This window comes from Arthrobacter sp. StoSoilB13, assembly GCF_019977255.1.
Classification (GTDB): Bacteria; Actinomycetota; Actinomycetes; order Actinomycetales; family Micrococcaceae; genus Arthrobacter.
This window is the reverse complement of sequence record NZ_AP024649.1, coordinates 776776-799159: the sequence shown is the minus strand read 5'-3', so window position 1 is coordinate 799159 and position 22384 is coordinate 776776. Positions and strand designations below refer to the sequence as shown.

The following is a 22384-nucleotide window of genomic DNA, read 5'->3' as shown; positions in this document are numbered from 1 at the left end:
CCCTATTAACGGTGGGCCGCGAAGGAACTTTCAGGGGAAAGTTCAGCGTGGAAGTCGGTTGATTCGTAGGTAAAGCGGCCTCCGACGGCGGTGGCCAGGACCTGCAGTTCGCTGATGTTGGGTGCGTCCAAGGGCGAGGCGGATAGGACAACGAAGTCGGCAAGTTTGCCCGGCTCAAGGGTCCCTTTTCCGGCAAGCGTCCCAGTGGCTGCCGCGGCGCCGCTGGTGTAGGCGGCCAGTGCCTGCTGTGGGGTGAGGCGTTCCGCTGGGTTTCCAAAAACGGCCCCCGATTCGGTCCGGCGGTCCACGAACGCCTGCATTCCGCGGAGAACGTTTCCGTCGGCGACCGGCCGGTCCGAGCTTCCCGCAAGCGTCACGCCGGCTTCCAGGAAACTGGCCGCACGGTAGGCCCATGGCAAGCGGTCCGGTCCGAGGGAAGCGGTCATCCCGTCCCCGCCATCACGGAAGAAACTGGCCTGCGGCGTGACAGCGATGCCTGCGTCGGCGAGCTTGGCCAACTGCTCAGGACGCGTCATGGAGGCGTGCTCGATCCTGTTGGGCAGGCGACGCGGCCCATACACGGCCTGGCAATCCGTGATGATGTCCACGGCGAGGTCGATCGCCCGGTCACCGATGGCGTGGGCCGCGATGGACCAGCCCGCGGCGTAGGCGGCCTCGATGCGTTCGCGCAGCTGGGCGGGATCGGCTTGGAAGTAGCCCACGTTGCCGGTGTTGTCCCGGTGTCCGTGGCTGCAGAACTCATGGCTCACGGCTGCGGTTTCGCCCAGGAGTGATCCGTCCAGGAAGACCTTTGCGGGGCCGAGGGACAGGTACTCGTTCCCGAATCCGCTGGTGATCCCGAGGTCCAGCCCCGCAGGTGCAGCTCCAGGGCTGTCCGAGGAATGCCCGTCCAATCCGTGCAGCACATCCAGCACCGGCATCACCTGTGCGCGGGCGTGCAACCGGCCGTTGGCGGCAGCGCGCTGGTAGGCGGCGAGCTCGGCCGGGCTGTGCCCGATCCAGCCCCCGCCTACCCCGGCTTCGGTGAAACTCGTGATGCCCTCGGAAGCGTAGTACAGGGTGGCCCGTTCAAGAGCGTCCTCGATGTCGTCCAACGAATACGGCAGGATCAGCTGCTGGATCAGTTCCTGTGCCGTCTCCTGGACGAGTCCGGTGGGACGTCCCGCTGCGTCGCGGACTATCGCTCCGCCGTCGGGATCGGGGAACGACGGCGACTCGGCACCTGCCAGCCGCAGCGCGGCAGTGTTGACCACGGCCATGTGCCCGGAGTTATGCCGCATGAACAGCGGCCGCTCCCCCGTGATGCGGTCCAGCTCGGCGATGTCCGGGAAGGAACCGCCGTGCTGGGTCTGGCTGAAGCCGGTGGCGAAAAGCCAGCCCTGACCTTCGGCTCCGGCGTTGATCACAGCACCGCGGAGAAGCTCATACAGCTCGTCCAAACCACGGGCACCGGACACGTCCAGTTCCGCGAGCCCCAGCCCGAACCACGTCGTGTGGCAATGGGCATCGATGAAGCCGGGAGTGACGGTGGCGCCGCCAAGGTCCAAAACCTCGCGGGCATCCAACCCGTCCAGGTCCTCGTCGAGGCCCACGATGCGTCCCTGCCAAATGCCCAGCGAACTGGCCATAGGACGGGCCGGATCCATCGTGATGATATCTGCGTTCCGCAGCAGGAGATCAAGTTTCATGATGTGTCTAGCGGTGGGACGTGGTGACGGACTTGATGCGCGTGTAGTCCTCAAGGCCGTACACGGACAGGTCCTTGCCGGTGCCCGAGTGCTTGAAGCCACCGTGCGGGGCCTCGGCCGGAATCACCTGATGGCAGTTGATCCACACGGCACCGAAATCGAGCTCGTTGGAAACACGGGTCACCACGCCATGGTTCTCGGACCAGACGCTGGAGGCAAGGGCGTACTTGGTGCCGTTGGCGAGTTCGATTGCTTCTTCCTCCGTGGCGAACGGCTGGACCGTCAACACGGGGCCGAAGATCTCGTCGCACACCACTTCGTCAGTCTGGAACACGCCGTCGATGACCGTGGGTTCAAAATGGAAGCCGGTTCCGGTGCGCTTGCCACCGGAAAGGACCCTGGCGTTGGCCGGGAGGCGGGACATGAAGCCCTCCACACGCTCCAGCTGTGCGGCACTGTTGAGCGGGCCGAGATCCGCATCGGAACCGCCCACCTTCAGCGCCGAAGCAGCGTCGGCCAGTGCAGCCGCGAACTCCGTATGGATGTCCTGGTGGACCAGGACCCGCGTCACGGCGGTGCAGTCCTGCCCGGCATTGAAGAAAGCAGCCAAGGCGATCTCGCCGGCGGTGCGCTGGATATCGACGTCGGCAAACACCACTGCGGGTGCCTTGCCGCCAAGCTCCAGATGGACGTCCTTGAGCGTCTTAGCCGCAGCGGACATGACCTGCGCACCGGCACGGGTGGAACCTGTGATGGAGACCATTTCAGGGATGTCGTGCTCCACCATCGCAGCGCCGGCTTCACGCCCGCCACAAACGATATTCACTACGCCGGCCGGGTAGACCTGCTGCGCCAGTTCGCCCAGGACCACCGTGGACCAGGGAGTCGTGTCTGCAGGCTTAAGGACCAGGGTGTTGCCCGCGGCAAGAGCCGGACCAATCTTCCAGATAGCCATCATGAACGGGTAATTCCACGGCGTGATCTGTGCGACCACGCCAATGGGCTCGCGCCGGATCGTCGAAGAGAAACCCTCCACATACTCCGTCTGCGCAGTCCCCGAGACCACACGGCAAGCTCCCGCGAAGAAACGGAGTTGGTCCGCGCCGCGCAGGATTTCGAGCTCACGGGTCAAGGCTGCGGGCTTGCCGGTGCAAGCAACCTCGGCCTCGAGGAGCCGGTCAACATTCGCCTCGATGAGGTCGGCCAACTGCAACAGCAGCGACTGCCGCGTACCCGGCGTCGTGCGCTTGTAGCTCTTGAAAGCTGCGGCAGCGGCTTGGAAGGCGGCGTCGACGGCGGCAGCGTCGCTGTCCGGCGCGGTGCCGATCTGCTGGCCCGTGGCGGGGTCGAAGAACGGCAGGCTGGCAGCGGCGTCAACGGACTCGCCGTTGATGATGTTCTGAAGCTGGATCACTGTGAGGGCTCCGGTCAGTTTGTTGAAGTCTTGGGGGAACGCGTGGTGGGGTCCTGTGGCAGGTGCAGCAAGGCCGGGAGACCGGAGTCGACGGCCCGGCGGAACGCGGCTGCGAAGTCTTCCGTGCGGTCCACGCGCTCGCCGTAACCGCCGTAAGAACGGGCGAGTGCGGCGAAGTCCGGGTTGGTCATATGCGTGCCCGAAGGGCGGTCCGGGTAGTGCGCTTCCTGGTGCTCGCGGATGGTGGCGAAAATGCCGTTGTCCACCACCAGGACGATGAACTTGGCGCCGTAGCCCATGGCCGTGGCGATTTCCTGGCCGTTCATCATGAAGCAGCCGTCACCGGCAACGGAAATGACCTGGCGCCCGGGGTACGCGAGGGATGCTGCCACGGCTGCGGGGATTCCCATACCCATGGCGCCGTTGCGGGGTGCGGCCAAGGAGTCGGCCGAGTTGTGGTCCAGGTAGCGTGCAGGCCACAGCGCGTGGTTACCGGCGCCGAACGTGAGGACGGCGTCGGCGGCCATTTCCTTCTTGAGGACCTCCATGGCGACGCCAAGGTCGACGCCGATGCCGCCGTCGGGCTGTGGCGTGGAGAACTTGAGCTGGTCGGCGCGGGCGCTGGCGAACCAGCCTTCCGCACGTTCGCCGGTGGTGTTGGTGGCTGCCAGCGCGCTGGCGAATGCCGTCACGTCGGCAATGATGTGCTGGTCCACCCGGCCAAAGTGGCCCAGGAGGTTGGCGTCGGCGTTGACCACCACGGTCTCGGCGTCGAGTCCGCGTTTGTAGCCATCGGAGAGGACGTCGCCGCGGACGCAACCCACAAAGACGAGGAGGTCGGCGTCGTCGAGGCGTTCAGCGTTGGCGTCGCTGCGGCCGTACCCCAGGAAGCCGGCGTAGGCGTCGCTCCGGTGCGGGACGGCGTCGTAAGCACGGAAGTCGGCCACCACCGGGACGCTGTTGCGGCTCGCCCACGCGGCCAACTGCTCGCCGGACTCCTGAGTCCAGCCTTCGCCGCCGACGACGACGAGCGGCTTGCGTGCGGTGCTGAGCTTTTGGTTCAGCTCGTCCAGGTCCGCGGCAGCGGGCTCGGGACGGGCAAACTTGCGCGGTTCCACCGTGGCGTCCGGGACGACGTGCACCAGCACGTCCTCCGGGAGGCCGATCACTACCGGGCCGGGGCGTCCGCTGAGGGCCGTGAAGATGGCGTCGTCCACCACGCGGGCGGCGGAAGCGGCGTCGTCGAGCGTTACGACTTTCTTGGCGGTGCTGCCGAACCAGGCGTTGATGTCGAACTCCTGGAAGGACTCACGGCCGCGGTCGGCAACCGGAATCAGTCCAACGAACAGGATCAGCGGCGTGGCGTCCTGATGGGCTGTGTGGATGGCAATGAAGGCATTTGCAGCACCCGGTCCACGGGTCACCATCGCTACACCGGGAAGCCCGGTCAGGCGGCCTTCGGCGAGTGCCATGAATCCCGCGCCGCCTTCCTGGCGGGCCACCACGTTCTGGATCGGCGAGCCGTGCAGGCCGTCAAGGACGTCCAGGAAGCTCTCGCCCGGGACGGTGTAGACGCGCTTGACGCCTGCCCGTTCGAGTTGGCCAACAATCAGATGGCCAGCCGTGGTTGTGCTCAATGCTTCATTCCTTCTTCTTCGATGGAAAGGCGTGGGAGGAACAGGCCGGACAGCGCGGTCAATGCTGAGACGACCAGCAGGATGATGGCGCCCGGCCAGAAGGAGTTATTGGCTGCCACGAGCGCGGTGGCGATCAGCGGCACGAAGCCGGAGATGACACCCGCCGTGTTGGACGTGATGGCGACGCCGGTGTAGCGGACCTTCGTGGCGAACAGCGCGGTCAGCGCGGTGCCGGAGACTGCGTACGGGATGGAAAGGACGGCGACGCCGATCATCATGCCCAGGACCACCAGGACGGGGTTGCGGGAGTCGATGGCCAGGAACACAGGAACTGCGATAAGTGCCGAGGCCACACCGCCCCAAAGGATGACTTTGCTGGCGCCGAACCTTTCACCCAGGCGGCCCTGCCCAGATCAGGGCGCCGATTTCGAGGGCTGCGGCCAGCAAGGTTCCCAGGAGCAGGAGTTCGGAGGGCAGCTTGAGGACCTTGGTGCCGTAGAAGACCACGAAGCTGGTGATGAGGTAGAAACCGCCGATGCCGAGCAGTGCCGAGCACATGCCCACCAGGATCTGGCGCCAGCTGTTCTTCAGGACGCCGCGGATGGGAGCATGTTCCGTTTCGCCGGACTCCATGAGAGCTTCAAATTCCGGGGATTCACTGAGGCGGCTGCGGATCCACAGCGAGATAGCCAGAAGCGGGATGGCGGCAATGAAGGGGATGCGCCAGCCCCAGGCGTCAAAGTTGGTCTGGCCTACCAGGAACAGCATGCCGAAGAAGCCACCGGAGGACAGGATGGTACCGATCGGGGAACCGATCTGTGGAAGCGCGGCGTAGCGTGCACGCTTTTCCACCGGCGCATTTTCGACGGCGATAATCACCGCCCCGCTCCACTCGCCACCGACGGCGAGGCCCTGGACGATGCGCAAGGCAACCAGCAGGATGGGGGCGGCCAAGCCGATGGTCATGTAGTTCGGCAGCAGGCCGATGAGCCCGGTGACAATGCCAATGCCCACGATCGTGACCATGAGGATCTTCTTGCGGCCCACCTTGTCACCGAGGGCGCCGAAGATGAAGCCGCCGATCGGGCGGGCCACGAAGCCAACGGCGAGTGTGGCGAAGGAGCCCATGGCAGCGACGAAGGGATCCTGGGATACGAAGAACTGTGCGTTGAACACCAGAGCAGCGGCTGTGGTGAAAAGGAAGAAGTCGTACCATTCCAGCGCAGTGCCCACGAGGGCAGCCAGGGCTACCTTCTTGGTGACGCTTTCATCGACGATGCGTACTGCCGTGGGACTGGCGTCCGTGGCTCCGCTGACGGTGCTTGCCATTGTTGCTCCATGAGTGCGAACGGGACCGGACGTTGGGGATGCCCGGGCGATTTTTGTGTGACTCGTTCCATAGTGCCAGTAGTTTTTCCCAAAAAGACTAGCAATCCACCACGGAATCATGCCGTTAGAATGTGTGAATGCACAATTCTGAAACCTCGGGGCATGCCGTTCGTTGGACTGAGCTGGTGGACCAGCTTGAAGGCCGGCTGGACACCCTGGCGCAGGCCTTCACCACGAGGGTCCGTGAGATCCCGGAGTACGGCGAAAGCCAGGTGACTGTCCTGGAGATCCAGGAGACGGCGCGGGAGACTTTCCGGCGCCTGATCAGCGGCCTCAGGAACGGGCGTATCGACAGCCAGGATGGCCTGCTCGACTTCGCTTCCGACCTCGGATCCAAGCGGGCCAGGGCCGGGATCCCGCCGGAGTCCCTGACCTCAGCTGTCCGCTTGGACTTCAGCATCCTCTGGGCTGAACTGCTGGAGATCGCGCACACCGAGGACGCCGCACTGCTGGCTACCCGCGTGGATCAGGTGTGGCGCGTCGTAGACGAATTCGCCACCCGCACGCACACGAGCTACCTGACCGAACGCGTCCGGATGGCCCAGGAAGAATCGAGCATCCAACGCGAGTTCATTGCCCGCCTGTTCAACCAGAGCACGCCGTCCCAGGAGACCTCCGCGCAGGTTGCTTCGGCATTGGGTATCAACCCCGAATCACGCTTTGCACTGGTTGCTGCGAGCGGCGATCCAGGCGCACGGCTGCGCGCAGCGGCATCCCAATTCGGATCAGGCCAGCACACCCGGCAACGATTGTTCCTCCATGAATCCGGCGGCAACACCTATGTTTTCTGGGCCTTGCCTGCACGGCGGACCCGTGGTCCCGAATCCCGAGGCGAGGCTCACGGAACCGAAACCGACGCGCAGCAACTGCCTCCCGGCGTCGTCAATGTCCCGTGCGGCTACGTTCCCGAGGTCCTTGGCCTTCGCTCCCTTCCCGCGGCCGCCCGCACGGCTGAGAGCCTCGCCGCACTCCTCCGCCCCCGCGACGCCGGCCCACTGTCCGCTGATTCTGCTTGGGCGCGATTGGCCCAGCAGAACCTGCAGGACGCCGGCCTGGACCTCGCCGCCGAACTTGAAGAAGCACTGGCGGAGTGCCGGGGCGGCGAGCGCGAGCGCCTGTTGGAAACGGTTCGAAACTACCTGGCCACCGGCAACGTCACCGTCACTTCCGAGCAACTCTTCTGCCACCGGAACACCATCCTCAACCGGCTCAACCGCTTTCAGGAGCTGACCGGGATCGACCTCGCCGTTCCCGCGAAGACGGCACGACTGGTGGTGGCGTGGGCCTAAGCGACGAGGTGCCGCCGTCGGGAGTTGATGCCGAGCGTTGCTGCATCGCTCCGCTGTGTGTTTTCACATTCCCAGCCGCGTTTTGATGGAAGTAATGCCATTGATGGTGTGATCGGGCACACACCATAGTTGTAGCTACTTTGCACCGGACATTCGTCCCCGCACCCCATCCGGAGAATCAGATGGCCCCCACGGTAGATACTTCCTCCGCATCCACAGCCAGGTTGGACCTGACCAAGATGCGCAAGATTGCCCTTGCCAGCGTTATTGGCACCACCGTCGAGTGGTACGACCTTTTCGTCTTCGGGACGGCGTCGGCCCTCGTCTTCAACAAGATCTTCTTCCCCAGCTTCGATCCGATCGTCGGCACCATGCTGGCCTTCGGCACCTTCGCTTCCGCCTACATTGCCCGCATGGTGGGCGCCATCATCTTCGGTCACTTCGGCGACCGGCTGGGACGCAAATCCATGCTCCTGGTCTCGCTACTGACCATGGGAGCGGCAACGTTCGCCATCGGTCTGCTGCCTGACTACAACAGCATCGGCATCATGGCCCCGTTGCTGCTTCTTCTGCTCCGCGTCATCCAGGGCCTGGCCCTCGGCGGCGAATGGGGCGGGGCGGTGCTCATGACGGTTGAACATGCACCTCCCACCCGGCGTGGTTTCTACGGTTCCCTGGTGCAGGTTGGCGTGCCCGCCGGTACGTTGATCGCCAATGTCGCATTCCTGATCGTGGCCTCCACGGTCAGCACCGAAGCACTGTATTCATGGGGCTGGCGTATCCCGTTCCTCGCCTCCGTCCTCCTGGTCACGGTGGGCATCTACATCCGCCTGAACATTGAGGAAACCCCGTCCTTCCAGGCAGTCAAGACCGCTGGCGCCAAGGCCAAGATGCCGTTCGCCGCTTTGATGGCCAAGTACTGGAAGCAGGTGGTCCTGGGCGGCATCGCCACCCTTTCCACGGGCAGCACGTTCACCCTGTTGGTTGCCTCCGGCGTCTCCTACGGCAAGAAGGAACTTGGTCACTCCGAGAGCCTCATGCTCTGGGTGGTTCTGGCCTCCTGCATCCTGGGACTCTTCCTCATCCCGTTCTTCGGCCGGCTTTCGGACAAGTACGGACGCAAACCGATCATCTTCGCCGGTGTCGCAGCCGAGGCCGCCCTGGCCTTCCCGATGTTCTGGCTCATGGACACCAAGTCGGTGGCACTGCTCTTCGTTGCCTACCTCGCCATGATGACCGCGTTCTGCGCCAACTACGGACCGATAGCCACGTTCCTTGCCGAGCTCTTTGGATCCAAGGTCCGCTACTCGGGCCTGTCCGTGGCCTACATGCTGTCAGGCCTGCTGGGCAGTGCCGCCACCCCGTTCGTCACCACGTGGCTCCTGGGCATGACACACCAAAGCTCCTCGATCGCCTGGTACATCATGGCCGCCGCCGGGTTGTCCCTGGTTGCCCTCTTCCTGCTCACAGAGACCCGGTACGGCAACATCGACGCCGTCGACGAAGCACCCGCAGAAGCCCCCTCCACGGAAGCCGCGGCAGCGCGGTGACCGTCACCGCCATCGAGCGCCTGGCCGGTATCCCCGGCCAGGCGCCCGCCGTCGGGCCCTTCTCCCCGGCGGTCATTGCCAACGGTTTCGTGTTCACCTCTGGACAGATCCCCGCGATCACGGGCCTGGACGATCAGCCGGACACCTTCGAAGGGCAGGTCCGGCAGACCATCGAAAACCTCGCGGGCGTGTTGGAAGCAGCGGGATCCAGCCTTGAGCACGTGGTCAAGGTCAACACGTACCTGACCAACCAGGACCAACTGGAGGAATACAACCGCGTTTACGTGGAGTACTTCGGCACCGCCAAGCCTGCCAGGACCACCGTGTGCGTGGGCCTGTGGGGCGTGTCGTTGGAGATCGAGTGCGTGGCAGTTGTTCAGCGGAAAGAAGAGGATCCCACGTGAATTCAACACTCCTTGAAGACCTGACAGCCGTCAGCTACCCCACCATCGGCCACTTCCTCGAAGACGGCTTCGTCTCCCCGACCATCCAGTCCCTGCTGGCAAACGTGAAGATCGCCGGACCCGCCGTCACCGTCCGGATCGCAGACCACGACGCCATCGCCATGAACCGTGCGCTCCTCGCACTGCAGCCCGGCGATGTCCTCGTGGTGGACATGTGCGGTGACCACCAACACGCGCCCGTGGGGGCCGTAACCGCAGCCGCAGCACTCGCCCAGGGTGCGGCCGCCGTCGTGGTTGACGGTGTGGCGACCGATGTCCTGGAACTGCGGCAGACCGGCTTGCCCGTATTCGCCCGCGGGACGTCGTGCCTCACCACTAAACGCCTGTACGGAACCGGCTCCGCCGTAAACGTCCCGGTGCTGGTTGGAGACGTGCAGGTCAACCCAGGTGACCTGGTCCTGGGCGACGACAACGGTCTGATCGTCCTGGCGCCCGAAGCCGCACGCGACATTCTGGGGAAGGCGCTCGCATCGGACGCGGCGGAGCCTGCCATCCTTGCACGCATAGCATCCGGGGAGCCGCTCCAGTCCATCCTGGCCGGCTAATGCCGCCAAGAGCGTAACCCCGCGGCCACGGCCTCGCTGCCAAGGAACTTCGGCCGGGGATGCGGTAGAACTTAACCATGAGCGTACGTACACCCGACCCGTATCCAGGCTGGCTTTCCGACGAAGACCTCTTCGAAGCCCGCGGCCGCCTTCCCATGGTCTACGTGGAGGCAGTCCCCGTCCGCCTGGATCCGCTCGGATACGTCAATGAAGTCGGCTCCCTCCTGCAGGGCGACGCCGACGGCAACATGGTTCGCTACCTCGTCTCCGGCCGCGTCCTTTACCGTGAAACCATCCGGGCAGCCCTGCTGCGGCACATGGAAAAGGACCTCGGCCCCCTCGCATTCCCGCAACTGCCCATCAGCCCCGTTCCCTTCACCGTGGCCGAATACTTCCCCGCGCCCTCGCAGACCGGATTCACCGACGACCGCCAACACGCCGTGTCGCTTGTGTTCATCATTCCGGTCACAGGCGAATGCGAGCCGCGCCAGGACGCCTTGGAACTCACCTGGATGACGCCACGGGAAGTCCTGAGTGACGATGTGCAGCAGGAGTTCGAGGGCGGCCGCGGCAACCTCGTGCGCCAGGCGCTGGCTTTCTCGGGCATCGTCCTTTAGTTCGGCCCTGCAGCTAGGCGGCGTCCTGTAGTTAGGCGGCGTCCTTTAGCGGGTCCCGCCTCTGGCGGCGGCCGGAGTTTGTAGACTGGACGGCGGACCGCAAGAGAACCAAAGGACTTCCGATGACTCACAGCCCAGCCTCACAGCAATACCGCGAAAAGCAGGCTGGGGACCTGCAACCCGGAGACTTTGTGTTCCTTCCCGGAGACGGGCCCGCAGAGGAAATCGCCAGTATCGAGGTCCAGGACGATGATTACGGCGTTGCCGCGCTGTTGGTGGTGACAACGGTCGACGGCGGCATCGCGCGTATCGCTGCCGGCTCCAGCGTGCCCGTGGGTGCCGGAGCTTCGGATGGCTCGGCCGCGCCAGGCTCCGCAGTCGTCCTGCCGCCTGGATCCGAAGCCGACGCGGACTCCAGCACCTCCACTGAAGACGAGGTGCAAGCAGCCGCGGGCTCCGCCGTCGTCGTCCCCCCACGCCCACAAACGCCACCAGCCGTGACCACTCCGGCCCCCGAAGAACTCGCGCTGATCCCCGAGCCGGACGGGACGCCTGAAGCTGTGGTGCGGGCCGCCGTCGCCAATCACAAGGGCAAGAACGGCGTTCAGGTGCTCGCCGAAAGGCTGGCGAAGGGCATCAACACCAAGTCCGGCAGCTGCCTCCGGGACCTCAGCAACCTGGCGTTCGATCTCTGCATCGTGCTGCGCGATCCGGACAACGCCCTTGCGGTCGCGGATCTCCTGAACGTGCTGCCCTTTGACGGCAACCCGGACCGCTGGGCGTCGATCGAACGCGCGCTTGCGCTCTCCAGCTTCATCTGCCGTGAAGGCGGGCAAACCGAACGAGCTGCCGTGTACGAGAAATTGCTGCGCGCGCACGAGTCGGAGGAAACAGACCCCTTCAAGGCACGCATCGCCGCCAAGGTCCGCCAGCGCGCGCTTAACGAACCGAATCTGTACGACAAGGAAATTTTCCGCGCGATCGACAACGGCAACCACGAAGCGGAGCGGGAATGGCGTTTCCTTCGCCTCGAATCGCTGCTGTTCCTGCGAGCCCACGGCGGATCCGAGACACTGGGAGAAGAGGAATTGGGCCGTCGGATCGGCATCGAACTGGATGCAGTGCGCGCCTGAACCAGCCGTGTCCTGATACGTCCGCCTAATCCCGGCACTTCTAAACTTCAAGACCTGTTTTAGAGACGGGAACGGCGGTAGATTCGGGGCCATGACGAACAATCTGAGCGTTGTGGTTAATGCCGACGCGCAGCAGGTTTGGACAATGCTGCGCGAACCCTCCCTGGTGGCTCAATGGCACGGATGGGAGGCCGATGACCTGGCCGACGAAATCAAGCAGATCTACTTCCACCCGGATGTGGTGGAAAATCCCGATCACACCAAGTTGACTGTGCATGGCGGGGACGAGTTCGAGCTCCACCCTGTTTCCGGCGGCACGGAAGTGAAGGTCACGCGCGCCGCGCTGGACCACGATTCCGAGTGGGCGGAATGGGACGAGGACATCACCCAGGGCTGGCTCACGTTCCTGCACCAACTCCGTTTCGCCCTCGAGAGACACCCACACGGTCAACGGCGAACCCACTTCGTGTCCCTTCCGGGAAGTGGTGGTCCGGCCATTCAAAAGCTGGGGCTGGGCGATCTCCCGCCGGTGGGCGATGACTACTCCCTCACACTTGGAACCGGCGAGGAGATCTCCGGCCGGGTGTGGTTCAAGAGCCGTCACCAGGTGGGCCTCACCGTACATAGCTACGCAGAGCACGGCGATGGTTTGCTGATCGTTGCAGAGCAACTGCCGATCCCCGAGAAAAGGCCCGACGGCGGTTCAATGGTGATTGCCTCCACCTACGATTTGGGGGCCCACACCTTGGCGGACATTAGGTCCTCCTGGGACAAGTGGAAGGCTGAGAACTACAGTTCCTAGGCCGGGTTCCGCAGGTTACCCGCGGTAAAGCTGGCACACTTGGTAGCGTGCCAGCTTCCGCTTTCCTGCCCTCGTCGCCCCCGTCCACACCCGCCCGTGCCCTGCCGGATCTTTCATCCCAACAATCCGGGTTCTCCTTTTCAGTGGGCCAGCGGCTGACTGAAACGTGTTCGCCGTCGGGCGCCTTGGTCGAGGCCAACGGCGGCACTTTCCTGGGCCGGACCGGAACCATCACCACGCCGCACGGAACCATCCAGACGCCCGCGTTCATCGCCGTCGGGACCAAAGCCACAGTCAAAGCCGTCCTGCCCGAGTCGATTGCCGCACTCGGCGCGCAGGCTGTGCTGGCCAACGCCTACCATTTGTACCTGCAGCCAGGCCCCGAAATCCTCGACGCCGCGGGCGGGCTGGGTGCTTTCATGAACTGGTCCGGGCCGACGTTCACGGATTCAGGCGGGTTCCAGGTGATGAGTCTTGGTTCGGGCTTCAAGAAGGTCATCGACATGAAGAACGTGGACACTTCCGGGCCCGACGACGCGGTGGCGCCCGGCAAGGAACGGCTGGCGCATATCGATGACGACGGCGTCTGGTTCAAGTCGCACCTCAACGGCGACCGGCACCGCTTCTCCCCCGAAATTTCCATGCAGGTCCAGCACCAAATCGGCGCGGACATCATGTTCGCGTTCGACGAACTGACAACCCTGCAGAACTCCCGGGCGTATCAGGAAGAGTCGTTGGAGCGGACCCGGCTATGGGCGCTGCGGTGCTTGGAAGAGCATGCCCGTTTGACGGTTTCCCGGGTGGGGAAGCCCTACCAGGCGCTGTTCGGTGTGATCCAGGGTGCCCAGTATGAGGACCTGCGCCGCAAAGCATGCCGGGACCTCGGCGCCATGCCATTTGACGGGTACGGGATCGGCGGTGCGTTGGAGAAGGAGAACCTGGGCACCATCGTGCGGTGGTGCAACGAGGAACTTCCCGAGGACAAGCCCCGGCACCTGCTGGGTATTTCCGAGCCGGACGATATCTTCACGGCAATCGAAAACGGCGCTGACACGTTCGACTGCGTCTCACCCACGCGTGTGGCCAGGAACTCAGCCTTCTACACGCCGTCCGGACGCTTCAACTTGTCCGGTGCCCGCTACAAGGCCGATTTCGGGCCGCTGCAGGAGGGTTGTGACTGCTACGCCTGCCAGAACTACTCCCGCGCGTACATCCATCACCTGTACAAGGCCAAGGAAATGCTTTCAGCAACGCTCATTTCGATCCACAACGAGCGCTTCGTGGTGAAGATGGTGGACGACGCCCGGCTGGCCATCGAGTCCGGGGATTTCTTCGAGTTCAAGGCGGAGACCCTGGGCCGGTACTACTCGTAGGCGTCGAGATCGCCGGAAGCCTGCGTGAGCGTGCGGAAACTTCCGGCGAACTCACACGGTTCCGGCGATCTCGGCCCGAGGCTAGGCTGCGGCTACCCCGTAGCTCGGCTCGCGCTTCTTGATGTAGCCAACTACCAGGACTGTGATCGGGACAAAGAGGAACTCGACGGCGGTCTTGTACACGAAGCCCACCAGGACGTAGTTCGCGAACATTCCAAAGTCCGTGATGCCAATGACCGAGGCCGCGATGCTGCAGAAGATCAGAGTGTCCACGAATTCGCCCACCACGGAGGAGCCCATGAGCCGGGCCCACAGGGTCTTTTCGCCCGTGCGCTCCTTCATCTTTACCAAGATCCAGGAGTTGATGGTCTGGCCGGCGAGGAAGGCCAGAAGAGAAGCGAGCACGATCTGGGGGACCGGTCCCAGTGCGCCTTCGATAGCGGCCTGCTTGGCGGTTCCATACTCGTCCGTGAAACCGGGAAGCACGATGATCACCCAGTAGCAGAGCGAGGCGAAGACGGAGAGGGCGAACGAGGTAATGATGGCCTTGCGGGCCACTTTGAAGCCGTAGACCTCGCTCATGACGTCGCCCAGGATGTAGGCCAGCGGGAACAGGAAGAATCCGCCATCAGTGATGATGGGACCAAGCACGACGCCCTTGGATGCGCCGATATTGGACAGGATCAGCACCACGGCCATGATGGCGAGCATGATGCCAAAGTACGGGGAGCCGATCGAGGCGAAGCGGGGTGCAGGCTTGCTCAAGGTGCTGGAGCCGGAAGGCGAGGGCATGGGTCATCCATTTCGTAGTGGTTCGCGCGGGCGCTGTTGGTTCAGGCACCCGGCTGTATTAGCACTGTGGTTGGTGGGGCCGCTGGCCCAACACCGGTCTTATTGTCCCACCCCACCGATCCTCACTCACATCCTGACCCGCTTCCACCGATCCTCACTCACATCCTGACCCGCTTCCACCGATCCTCACTCAGCTAATCCCCCTTTCCGGGGAACGCTCGGCCACATCACACGGTGGTGTCAGCGGTTCACCGGGTGGCGACGCCGGAATCCGAGGTAGCGAGGAGTCTTTGTCGCGTATTCGGCGTACTCACGGAAATATTCCGAAAGTTCGCCTTCTTCGCGGAGCACGCCCTTGTGTTCCACTAGGATTCCAGCCGGCAAAGTCATGAGCACCCACGATGAACCGGCGAGGATCCCCCCACCCAAGTGGATGAGCCACCACCCCACATACATTGGATGGCGGGTTAGTGCGTATGGCCCGCTGGTCACCAATTCCTGCGGCCGCTCCAACTCGAAGCGGCTCGCCGAACGGCGGGCCCGCTCAGCCAAAGCCCAAGCATTCAGCCCTCCACCGATCACCAGCAGGCCAGAACCCGCAATCTTTTGAAGTGCTTCAGATCCTGGCAATGGCCAGGGGAACCGTCGCTTCAGGACCACGTCGACAATCAAACCGGTCACCTGTCCCGGAGGAAGGGGCAGGTTGCCGAACACGCTCCTTAGTGCGGTCCAAGTACCCATGCCTGAACAGTAATCCCGTGGCCCGTTCTTGTCCGCAACAAGGGACAGGATCTGAGAGAACGACCGCCAAAACCCGTCCGGACGTGAGAGAACGACCGCCAAAACCCGCCCGGACGTGAGAGAACGACCGCCAAAACCCGTCCGGACGTGAGAGAAGGATCGTCAAAACCCCGCACGATGTGAGAGAGCAACCGGCTAGTGTGGGTGGGCGGCACACAAGGCTCCCACGACGGCGGCAGCCGGGTACCGCCGTCGTGCGTCCAGGCCTTTTGAAACCTAAGGAAGTGTTAGGAAATCCGTTCCGGCGTTGGTTGTGCCGTGCATCACCAATAGTTTGGAATATGTCCTCTTCACCCATGGAGGACCTTTCTTAGTCGACGAAGAGCCATGCGCAAGGACGCCATGAGCACGAGCTTCATGGACAGAACGAACTCATGCAAGACACGGCTGCTGTCGCAGGCCGTCCAGGAAGGTTCATTGATGAGCACCCAACAAGCTGCGCCCCTCAGCGAGGCCGCACAGACACGCAAGGCCGTGAGCAACATTCTTAAAGGCTCCGCGGGCAACCTCGTGGAGTGGTTTGATCTGTACGTCTACACGGTTTTCGCGGCTTATTTCCAGTCGCACTTCTTCAACTCCTCGGACGATCTGCAGGCCGGGCTTGAGGCGATGGCTGTCTTCTCGACGTCGTTCCTCATGCGTCCGATCGGCAGCTGGTTCTTCGGCCGCTATGCAGACCGGAAGGGCCGCAAGGCTGCGCTGACCCTCAGCGTCACCATGATGTCGGCCGGATCGTTCGCCATCGCCATCCTCCCGACGCAGGACGTGATTGGCCTCTGGGCACTGATCCTGCTGGTGTTTATCCGTGTTGTGCAGGGTTTCTCGGTGGGCGGCGAATACGGCACCAGCGCCACTTACATGTCCGAGGCCGCGACTGCCAAGCGCCGCGGTTTCTTCTCCAGCTTCCAGTACGTGACGCTCATCGGCGGGCAGATGCTGGCGTTGCTGGTGTTGGTGATCCTGCAAAACACCATGAACAAGGAAGACCTGACCGCGTGGGGCTGGCGGATTCCTTTCGCGATCGGTGGCGTGGCTGCGTTGGTTGTCCTCTGGCTTCGCCGGTCCATGGAAGAAACCCTTTCCGCCGATCAGCTCCGCGCCGCGCACGTCAAGGTTGAAGGCGAGGCACAGCCGGGCACCATGAAGCTCCTGTTCACCAAGCACTGGAAGCCGCTGCTCATCTGCATTGGCATCACGCTCGGTGGCACGGTGGCGTTCTACACGTACACCAACTTCATCCTGAAGTTCATGAACGATACGTCCGGCATCGCAAAGACCGATACCTCCGTCATCAACTTCTGGGCTTTGTTCATCTTCATGCTGCTCCAGCCGGTTTATGGCCTGATTTCCGACAAGATCGGCCGCAAACCGTTGCTGATCTGGTTCGGCGTCACCGGTGTGCTGTTCACTTGGCCGCTGCTCTCCACATTGTCCGGAACCAAGGATCCGTTCGTTGCGTTTCTCCTGATGCTCGGCGGCCTGCTCATGGTTGGCGGCTACACCTCGATCAACGCACTGGTGAAGGCCGAGCTGTTCCCGGCATCGATCCGTGCCCTGGGCGTTGGCCTGGGATATGCGATCGCAAACTCGCTCTTCGGTGGCACGGTTCCGCTGATTGGTGCCGCCCTGCAGAAATCCGGGCAGGTGGACATGTTCTTCACCTACGTAACTGCGGCGATCTTCATCTCGCTGCTGGTGTACATCTTCGCGCTGAAGAACAAGAAGGCCACGCACCTGGATACCGAGCAGGGAAGCGCGTTCGCCGCGAAGGACCTTGGCTCGCGGGATGCCGACGAGGACAAGAAGGATCTCGCCCGCGCCTGAATCAGCTGGGTTGTGAGGCCCGTTCTGCGCCCTTAGGTCACTCCGAAGGGCGCAGAGCGTGACTCACAACGTTAAGCTCTAGTAGCGAACCAGCCCATCAGCCCAAAAGGATCAGACCGTGCACGTGCTCATCGTCGAGGATGACGACGCCATGGCGTCCGCTTTGAGCGCTGCCGTTGCATCCGCTGGCCACAAAGCCACAAGGGTGTCCCGTGGCGAGGACGCGCTCCTGGGGCATCGGCATCACGAAGTGATCCTGCTCGATCTCGGTTTGCCGGACTTGGACGGTCTGGAAGTGCTACGGAAGCTGCGACAGGTCACGCAGGTCCCCATTCTGATCCTCACTGCGCGCGACGACGAACGAAGCGTGGTCCTGGGTCTTCGTTCCGGTGCCGATGACTATCTGGTCAAGCCTGTGAAGCTTGTGGAATTGCTGGCAAGGATCGAAGCTGTGACGCGCCGGACCCACCGTGCCGGGCATGCAGCACCCCACAGCATCCAAGTGGGAGACGTCAGGGTGGACCTGGACCGCAGGATCGCATCTGTTGGCGAAAGGGAACTCTCCCTTACTGCAACAGAGTTCGAACTTCTCAGCCTCCTGGCAAGGAATGCAGGATCAGTAGTGACAAGGGAACAGATCCTCGATGCCCTCTGGGGTGATGCCTTCGTAGCCAACTCAAGGTCCCTCGACGTCCACCTCACCGGCCTCCGGTCCAAACTCCAGCTGCCCGGTTTCATCATCAACGTCCGCGGCGTGGGATACCGCGTGGAGCAGGGATGAAACTCCGCGTCCTGGCCATCCTGAGCGTGATCGCAGTGCTCATTGTGGTCACCGTGTCCAGCGTGATCCTGACGTCGGCCGGCAGGGAGCTCACACAGGAACTCCAGATCAACCGCGTCACGTCATTGAACCGCTTCGCCCAGCTTGCCAATGACGCGTCTTTGGACAATGACACCACCCAGCTGCAACGCGAAATGGACCGCTATTCCGAGCTCTACGGCGAGGGGATCCTGATCCGCCTGCAGCCGCAGACAGTACGTTCAGGCGGCCTTAGTGAGGACCGGGCCGAAGTCCGTGAGGCATTGAACCGGGCGAGCTTGAACCTCAGCGACACCACGCTCAGCCCGCTCAGGCCCTTCGGATCCGGCACGGAGGTCATCTCGAGGTCCTTCGGCACAGCCAGCCAGGTACTTGGGGAGGCCGTCCTTGAAGTCAATCCCGAGGCGGCCCGGCAGAAATTGCGGGAGCGGTGGCTCGTCGTCGGGCTTGCCGCGGTGGCGCTCGGGGCGCTCCTGCTTCTGGCAGCGGCCCGCGTCACCGCCTGGGTTCTGCGGCCGGTCCATCGCCTGAGCAACGCCGTCCACGAACTTGAGACGACGGGCAAGACGAGCCACCTCCCCGACGCCGGTCCGCCCGAGCTGCGGGAGCTGAGTCGTTCGTTCACCGCGATGGCCAACACCGTCACGGAGAGCATCGATTCGCAGCGCCAACTGATCGCCGACACATCGCACGAACTACGGAACCCGGTGGGTGCGTTGCGGCTCCGGATCGATCTGCTGCAACTGGCGCTGAAGTCGGAGCCCGAGAAAGCCGCCGCGGCCGGCGTGGTTGCTGAGCTTGAGCGTGTGGAGGCAATTCTCGACGGCGTGCTGAAGCTGGCTACGGCCGAGCACCGCGCTTTCGAGGGATCTGCCCGCGCAGATCGTGCAACCGGGCACAAACACCACACGGTCATCGACCCCTTCCCTGTCCTGCAGGGGGAGGTGGAGCGGGCGATGCCTGCTGCTGAACGGGCTGGTTCGACCATCATGCTGATGCAGCCGGAGCAACCGCTCCACCTCGCATGCAATCCGGACGAATTGGCGCACATGGTGGGTGAGCTTCTGGCCAACGCCATCAAGTACGCCCCTGGCGCCCGGATCACGGTGGCAACGAATCAGACAGAAGGAGGGGTCGCCGTCGAGATTTCCGACGACGGTCCCGGGCTTTCCGCCGAGCAGCGCACCGCCTCCACAACGCGGTTTTGGCGGGCGCCGCAGCACAGCAAGATCGCCGGGAACGGCTTGGGCATGACGATCGTGGACCGTTTGGCGCATGCGAACGACGGTGAGCTTGTGCTTGAGGGAAGAGAACCGCACGGACTGACGGCCCGTCTTGAGTTCCAACACCCGCAGGGTGGCCGGGATGAGTAGCAGGATCATGCCAAGAAGGGCAGTTCTTAGAGCCGGGCTGTCGGCTGGTTTGGCTGGCGTACTGCTGCCGGTATCCACCTCCTGCACCCCTGACGAGAAGCCGCAAAAGCTAACGGTCGCCGGGGGTGAACCAGGTGGCTTTTACCTGGAGTTCGCAACCTTGTTCGCGGAGTTGCTCCAACGCGAGGGTGTAGCCGAAACGGCCGTGCCGCTGACCACTGGCGGAAGCCTGGAGAACATCCGGCGGGTGTTGTCCGGCGAGGCGACGTTCGCCGTCGCGCTTGCCGACGCAGCTGCCCAGGCTGCAGCCACCCCGCAGCCTGGCGGGAATCTTGTGGCGCTCGGAAAGGTGTACCAAAACTATGTTCATTGCATCGTGCGGGAGGACAGCGGCCTCCGCTCTTTCGCCGATCTGGCCGGGAAGACGGCCGGTGTTGGCGAGGTGGGCTCGGGAACGTCACTGACCGTGCCGCGCATCATCTCCGCAGCACCGGCGGGAATGGGTCTCACGCAGGTGAATCTCGGGCTGAACCAAGGGTTGGCAGCGTTGCGCGATGGCTCCATCGATGCCCTCTTCTGGTCCGGCGGCGTGCCAACCGCTGCCATCGCATCCACGGCCAATGAAATTGGCCTCCGCCTGATCGACCTATCCGAACACATCAAAGCCATGCGCGAACAATACGGAGTGTTCTACGACCGTGTCCTGATCCCCGCCAAGAGCTACGGGGACGCCTCTGCAACGTGGACCGTGGGTGTGGCCAACCTGCTCCTGTGCCGCAGCGACCTGGCCGACCACCTGGTTTCTGAGTCCGTGAAACTGCTGGTGCAACGGGCTCAGGAGCTGGTCCCGAAGACGAGCACCGGAGTGCAATTCCTCAGCCCTGAGACGCTCATCAACACCGCGGGCGTGCCCCTTCACCCGGCGGCCGAAACCGCCTATCGGACACTTCACGGCTAACGCGCGCGCTGCCGCCGTGCCCCAAAAATCGGGGCACCACCGGGCAAATGGCAAGATGTAAGACATGACTTCAGCCGTTGCACCTGCCATTGCACTGACCATCGCCGGCTCCGAAGCGACCGGCGGTGCCGGCGCGCAGGCCGACCTCAAGACCTTCCAGGAACTGGGAGTGTTCGGTATCGCGAACCTCACGTGCATTGTTTCCTTTGATCCCCAAGACAATTGGAACCACCGCTTTGTGCCGGTTGACCAGCAAGTCATTGCGGACCAATTGGAAGCGACGACGGCGGCCTACGGTCCCGCTTCCGGCGCACCTTCGGTTCTGGATACGGTGAAGATCGGCATGCTCGGCAGCCCTGCAACCATCTGCACTGTTGAGCGGGCGTTGGCCGATGGCGTTTTCGCGAACGTGGTCCTTGACCCGGTCCTGATCTGCAAAGGACAGGAGCCTGGCCACGCCTTGGATACCGACCAAGCCTTGGAAGCGCAGATCCTGCCTCTGGCGACGTTCGTGACACCAAACCATTTCGAGGCCGAATCACTGTCCGGGCTTCAGATCACGGATGAGGAAAGCCTGAAGGACGCTGCCATTCGCATTCACGAGATCAGCGGAGCAGCAGTCCTCGCCAAAGGTGGGGTGCGGCTGGAAGGCGCGGACGCCGTCGACGTTTACTACGACGGCGAAACGCTGGAAGTCCTCCGCGCTCCGAAGGTTGGCGACGTGGCCGTGTCCGGTGCTGGCTGCTCCCTGGCAGCGGCAGTGACGGCTGAGTTGGCCAAGGGTGCCACGCCGTTGGAAGCTGCCCGCACCGCGAAGGCGTTCGTTACCGCTGGTATTGCGAATCGCGTGGCGTCAGGTGCTCCGTTTGATGCCCTGTGGCAGGGCGGATCCCGCTAGCGCGAGACCTTGCCCATGAGCGAGGCTATCGGACGCAGGAACAGCGGGCGGGCCAGGAACCAGGCGGCCGCAGTAAAGACGATTGAGGCCGCGAAAATGCCGAAGCCCCACCAGCTGTAGTCGTTGTTCGAGGCGTACATGTGGTTCAGGTTGTTCAGCGCACCGGTGGCCAGGACCAGGGTGACGTGGACGATCACGAACGCCACAAAGTAGATCATCACCGGGAAGTGGATCTGGCGGGCGAGCTCGATGGGGTAGAACTTGTTGATCGCTGCCTTTTTCGGCCACGCACCGGACATCCGAAGGCCGGTGATGATTGCCAGCGGCGCGGCGATGAAGACGGTGACAAAGTACGTCAGCAACTGCAGGCTGTTGTAGTTGTTCCAGCCGTTCTCAACCGGCCAGTTCAGCGAGGCGTACTGCAAGGCGGCGGACAGAGCGTTGGGGAAGACGTCCCAGTTGGTGGGGATGATCCGCAGCCATTGGCCGGTCGCGAACAGCAGGACGATGAAAATGATGCCGTTCAACACCCACAAGGCATCCAGCGTGAGATGGAACCAGAGATCCAGGCTGATCTTTGTGGGCGGATTCTTCGTCTTGATGAAGCCTTTGTTGTTCCGGGTCCAGTTCGCGGCGGGTCGCGTGGTGGTGCGGACCTGCCAGCCGGATCGGATGATCAGGACCAGGAAGAACATGTTGAGGAAGTGCTGCCAGCCGAGCCAGGCAGGGAAACCTGTGGGCGTGCCTTCGGGGATCGCTGAATGTCCAGGGTAGTCCACGAGGAACTGCTGGACGGGTTGCAGCGTCCGCAGCCACTGCGCGATGAGCACCAGGACCAGCGCCACCACCAACGCTATGGCGGTAACGACGACGGGCTTGAACCACCTGTTCGACGTGATCCCGGACGACTTGCTTGAAACGGACATCAGGCCGCGTTCCTCTCTGGCTTGTTTGGCGTGCGACCAGTTGGCGCTCTCTCATAGCGATTCAACCAGT

At 63.3% G+C, this 22384-nt stretch carries 19 protein-coding genes and 1 pseudogene; 13 read left to right on the top strand and 7 right to left on the bottom strand.

The genetic code is table 11. The features are described from left to right. Nucleotides 1-5: 5 nt before the first annotated feature. The 4 genes and pseudogenes from LDP01_RS22305 to LDP01_RS22290 all read right to left on the bottom strand — a co-directional run bounded on the left by LDP01_RS22305 (nucleotide 6) and on the right by LDP01_RS22290 (nucleotide 6089). Nucleotides 6-1709: an amidohydrolase gene (locus tag LDP01_RS22305; RefSeq protein WP_224094283.1), complete on the bottom strand. Its 1704-nt coding sequence runs from the start codon at nucleotides 1707-1709 to the stop codon at nucleotides 6-8. Nucleotides 1710-1716: 7 nt separating this feature from the next. Further along, nucleotides 1717-3123: a gamma-aminobutyraldehyde dehydrogenase gene (locus LDP01_RS22300; RefSeq protein ID WP_224094281.1), complete on the bottom strand. Its 1407-nt coding sequence runs from the start codon at nucleotides 3121-3123 to the stop codon at nucleotides 1717-1719. A 14-nt stretch (nucleotides 3124-3137) separates the two neighbouring features. Continuing rightward, entirely contained in the window at nucleotides 3138-4760 is a 1623-nt protein-coding gene (locus LDP01_RS22295) for a thiamine pyrophosphate-dependent enzyme (RefSeq protein ID WP_224094280.1), read from the bottom strand. Further along, nucleotides 4757-6089: pseudogene (locus LDP01_RS22290) on the bottom strand (MFS transporter). The gene LDP01_RS22295 and the pseudogene LDP01_RS22290 overlap by 4 nt, the downstream one beginning before the upstream one ends. A gap of 137 nt (nucleotides 6090-6226) precedes the next feature. On the opposite strand from LDP01_RS22290, the gene LDP01_RS22285 reads away from it, so the two are divergent. The 8 genes from LDP01_RS22285 to tgt all read left to right on the top strand — a co-directional run bounded on the left by LDP01_RS22285 (nucleotide 6227) and on the right by tgt (nucleotide 13922). Beyond that, on the top strand, nucleotides 6227-7438 hold the full coding sequence (locus LDP01_RS22285; RefSeq protein ID WP_224094279.1) for a PucR family transcriptional regulator: 1212 nt from the start codon (nucleotides 6227-6229) through the stop codon (nucleotides 7436-7438). 182 nt (nucleotides 7439-7620) lie between these two features. Next, nucleotides 7621-8988 (top strand): MFS transporter, encoded by a 1368-nt coding sequence (locus LDP01_RS22280; protein WP_224094278.1) that lies wholly within the window; start codon nucleotides 7621-7623, stop codon nucleotides 8986-8988. After that, on the top strand, nucleotides 8985-9392 hold the full coding sequence (locus LDP01_RS22275; RefSeq protein ID WP_224094277.1) for a RidA family protein: 408 nt from the start codon (nucleotides 8985-8987) through the stop codon (nucleotides 9390-9392). Before LDP01_RS22280 ends, LDP01_RS22275 begins: the two co-directional genes overlap by 4 nt. Continuing rightward, the gene (locus LDP01_RS22270) at nucleotides 9389-9997 is read left to right on the top strand and encodes an RraA family protein (RefSeq protein WP_224094276.1); all 609 of its coding nucleotides are present in this window, start codon (nucleotides 9389-9391) and stop codon (nucleotides 9995-9997) included. The genes LDP01_RS22275 and LDP01_RS22270 overlap by 4 nt, the downstream gene beginning before the upstream one ends. Before the next feature lie 77 nt (nucleotides 9998-10074). After that, a complete protein-coding gene (locus LDP01_RS22265; protein ID WP_224094275.1) occupies nucleotides 10075-10614 on the top strand; it encodes an NUDIX hydrolase family protein in 540 nt (179 codons plus the stop codon). A 122-nt stretch (nucleotides 10615-10736) separates the two neighbouring features. Further along, nucleotides 10737-11747 (top strand): DUF6707 family protein, encoded by a 1011-nt coding sequence (locus LDP01_RS22260; RefSeq protein WP_224094274.1) that lies wholly within the window; start codon nucleotides 10737-10739, stop codon nucleotides 11745-11747. A gap of 91 nt (nucleotides 11748-11838) precedes the next feature. Further along, nucleotides 11839-12549 carry an SRPBCC family protein gene (locus LDP01_RS22255; protein ID WP_224094272.1) on the top strand — a complete coding sequence of 237 codons (711 nt, stop codon included), beginning with the start codon at nucleotides 11839-11841 and terminating at the stop codon, nucleotides 12547-12549. Between the two features lie 47 nt (nucleotides 12550-12596). Next, nucleotides 12597-13922, top strand: a complete 1326-nt coding sequence (gene tgt, locus LDP01_RS22250; RefSeq protein WP_224094271.1) for a tRNA guanosine(34) transglycosylase Tgt — start codon at nucleotides 12597-12599, stop codon at nucleotides 13920-13922. An 81-nt stretch (nucleotides 13923-14003) separates the two neighbouring features. Here tgt and LDP01_RS22245 read toward each other — a convergent pair whose 3' ends face one another. Beyond that, nucleotides 14004-14714, bottom strand: a complete 711-nt coding sequence (locus LDP01_RS22245) for a queuosine precursor transporter (protein ID WP_224094270.1) — start codon at nucleotides 14712-14714, stop codon at nucleotides 14004-14006. A gap of 240 nt (nucleotides 14715-14954) precedes the next feature. Next, nucleotides 14955-15455, bottom strand: coding sequence for a methyltransferase family protein (locus LDP01_RS22240; RefSeq protein WP_224094269.1), 501 nt, complete (start codon nucleotides 15453-15455; stop codon nucleotides 14955-14957). Nucleotides 15456-15935: 480 nt separating this feature from the next. On the opposite strand from LDP01_RS22240, the gene LDP01_RS22235 reads away from it, so the two are divergent. From LDP01_RS22235 to thiD, 5 genes are all read left to right on the top strand, one after another. Next, complete coding sequence (locus LDP01_RS22235; protein ID WP_224094268.1) at nucleotides 15936-17339, top strand: MFS transporter; 1404 nt, start codon at nucleotides 15936-15938, stop codon at nucleotides 17337-17339. A 118-nt stretch (nucleotides 17340-17457) separates the two neighbouring features. After that, nucleotides 17458-18120: a response regulator transcription factor gene (locus LDP01_RS22230; protein WP_224094267.1), complete on the top strand. Its 663-nt coding sequence runs from the start codon at nucleotides 17458-17460 to the stop codon at nucleotides 18118-18120. Beyond that, nucleotides 18117-19532, top strand: coding sequence for a sensor histidine kinase (locus tag LDP01_RS22225; RefSeq protein WP_224094265.1), 1416 nt, complete (start codon nucleotides 18117-18119; stop codon nucleotides 19530-19532). The genes LDP01_RS22230 and LDP01_RS22225 overlap by 4 nt, the downstream gene beginning before the upstream one ends. Continuing rightward, a complete protein-coding gene (locus LDP01_RS22220) occupies nucleotides 19525-20490 on the top strand; it encodes a TAXI family TRAP transporter solute-binding subunit (protein ID WP_224094263.1) in 966 nt (321 codons plus the stop codon). Before LDP01_RS22225 ends, LDP01_RS22220 begins: the two co-directional genes overlap by 8 nt. Before the next feature lie 64 nt (nucleotides 20491-20554). After that, nucleotides 20555-21388: a hydroxymethylpyrimidine/phosphomethylpyrimidine kinase gene (thiD, locus tag LDP01_RS22215; RefSeq protein WP_224094260.1), complete on the top strand. Its 834-nt coding sequence runs from the start codon at nucleotides 20555-20557 to the stop codon at nucleotides 21386-21388. On the opposite strand, the gene LDP01_RS22210 is transcribed toward thiD, so the two are convergent. After that, nucleotides 21385-22314, bottom strand: coding sequence for a cytochrome b/b6 domain-containing protein (locus LDP01_RS22210; RefSeq protein ID WP_224094258.1), 930 nt, complete (start codon nucleotides 22312-22314; stop codon nucleotides 21385-21387). The genes thiD and LDP01_RS22210 overlap by 4 nt on opposite strands. Nucleotides 22315-22384: the final 70 nt, after the last annotated feature.

Bases quoted from the DNA above. Each gene is read 5' to 3' on its own strand.
- LDP01_RS22305 (WP_224094283.1), bottom strand. From the start codon at position 1,709: ATGAAACTTGATCTCCTGCTGCGGAACGCAGATATCATCACGATGGAT.
- LDP01_RS22285 (WP_224094279.1), top strand. From the start codon at position 6,227: ATGCACAATTCTGAAACCTCGGGGCATGCCGTTCGTTGGACTGAGCTG.
- LDP01_RS22280 (WP_224094278.1), top strand. From the start codon at position 7,621: ATGGCCCCCACGGTAGATACTTCCTCCGCATCCACAGCCAGGTTGGAC.
- LDP01_RS22265 (WP_224094275.1), top strand. From the start codon at position 10,075: ATGAGCGTACGTACACCCGACCCGTATCCAGGCTGGCTTTCCGACGAA.
- LDP01_RS22260 (WP_224094274.1), top strand. From the start codon at position 10,737: ATGACTCACAGCCCAGCCTCACAGCAATACCGCGAAAAGCAGGCTGGG.
- LDP01_RS22255 (WP_224094272.1), top strand. From the start codon at position 11,839: ATGACGAACAATCTGAGCGTTGTGGTTAATGCCGACGCGCAGCAGGTT.
- LDP01_RS22245 (WP_224094270.1), bottom strand. From the start codon at position 14,714: ATGCCCTCGCCTTCCGGCTCCAGCACCTTGAGCAAGCCTGCACCCCGC.
- LDP01_RS22240 (WP_224094269.1), bottom strand. From the start codon at position 15,455: ATGGGTACTTGGACCGCACTAAGGAGCGTGTTCGGCAACCTGCCCCTT.
- LDP01_RS22235 (WP_224094268.1), top strand. From the start codon at position 15,936: ATGAGCACCCAACAAGCTGCGCCCCTCAGCGAGGCCGCACAGACACGC.
- LDP01_RS22225 (WP_224094265.1), top strand. From the start codon at position 18,117: ATGAAACTCCGCGTCCTGGCCATCCTGAGCGTGATCGCAGTGCTCATT.
- LDP01_RS22220 (WP_224094263.1), top strand. From the start codon at position 19,525: ATGAGTAGCAGGATCATGCCAAGAAGGGCAGTTCTTAGAGCCGGGCTG.
- thiD (WP_224094260.1), top strand. From the start codon at position 20,555: ATGACTTCAGCCGTTGCACCTGCCATTGCACTGACCATCGCCGGCTCC.
- LDP01_RS22210 (WP_224094258.1), bottom strand. From the start codon at position 22,314: ATGTCCGTTTCAAGCAAGTCGTCCGGGATCACGTCGAACAGGTGGTTC.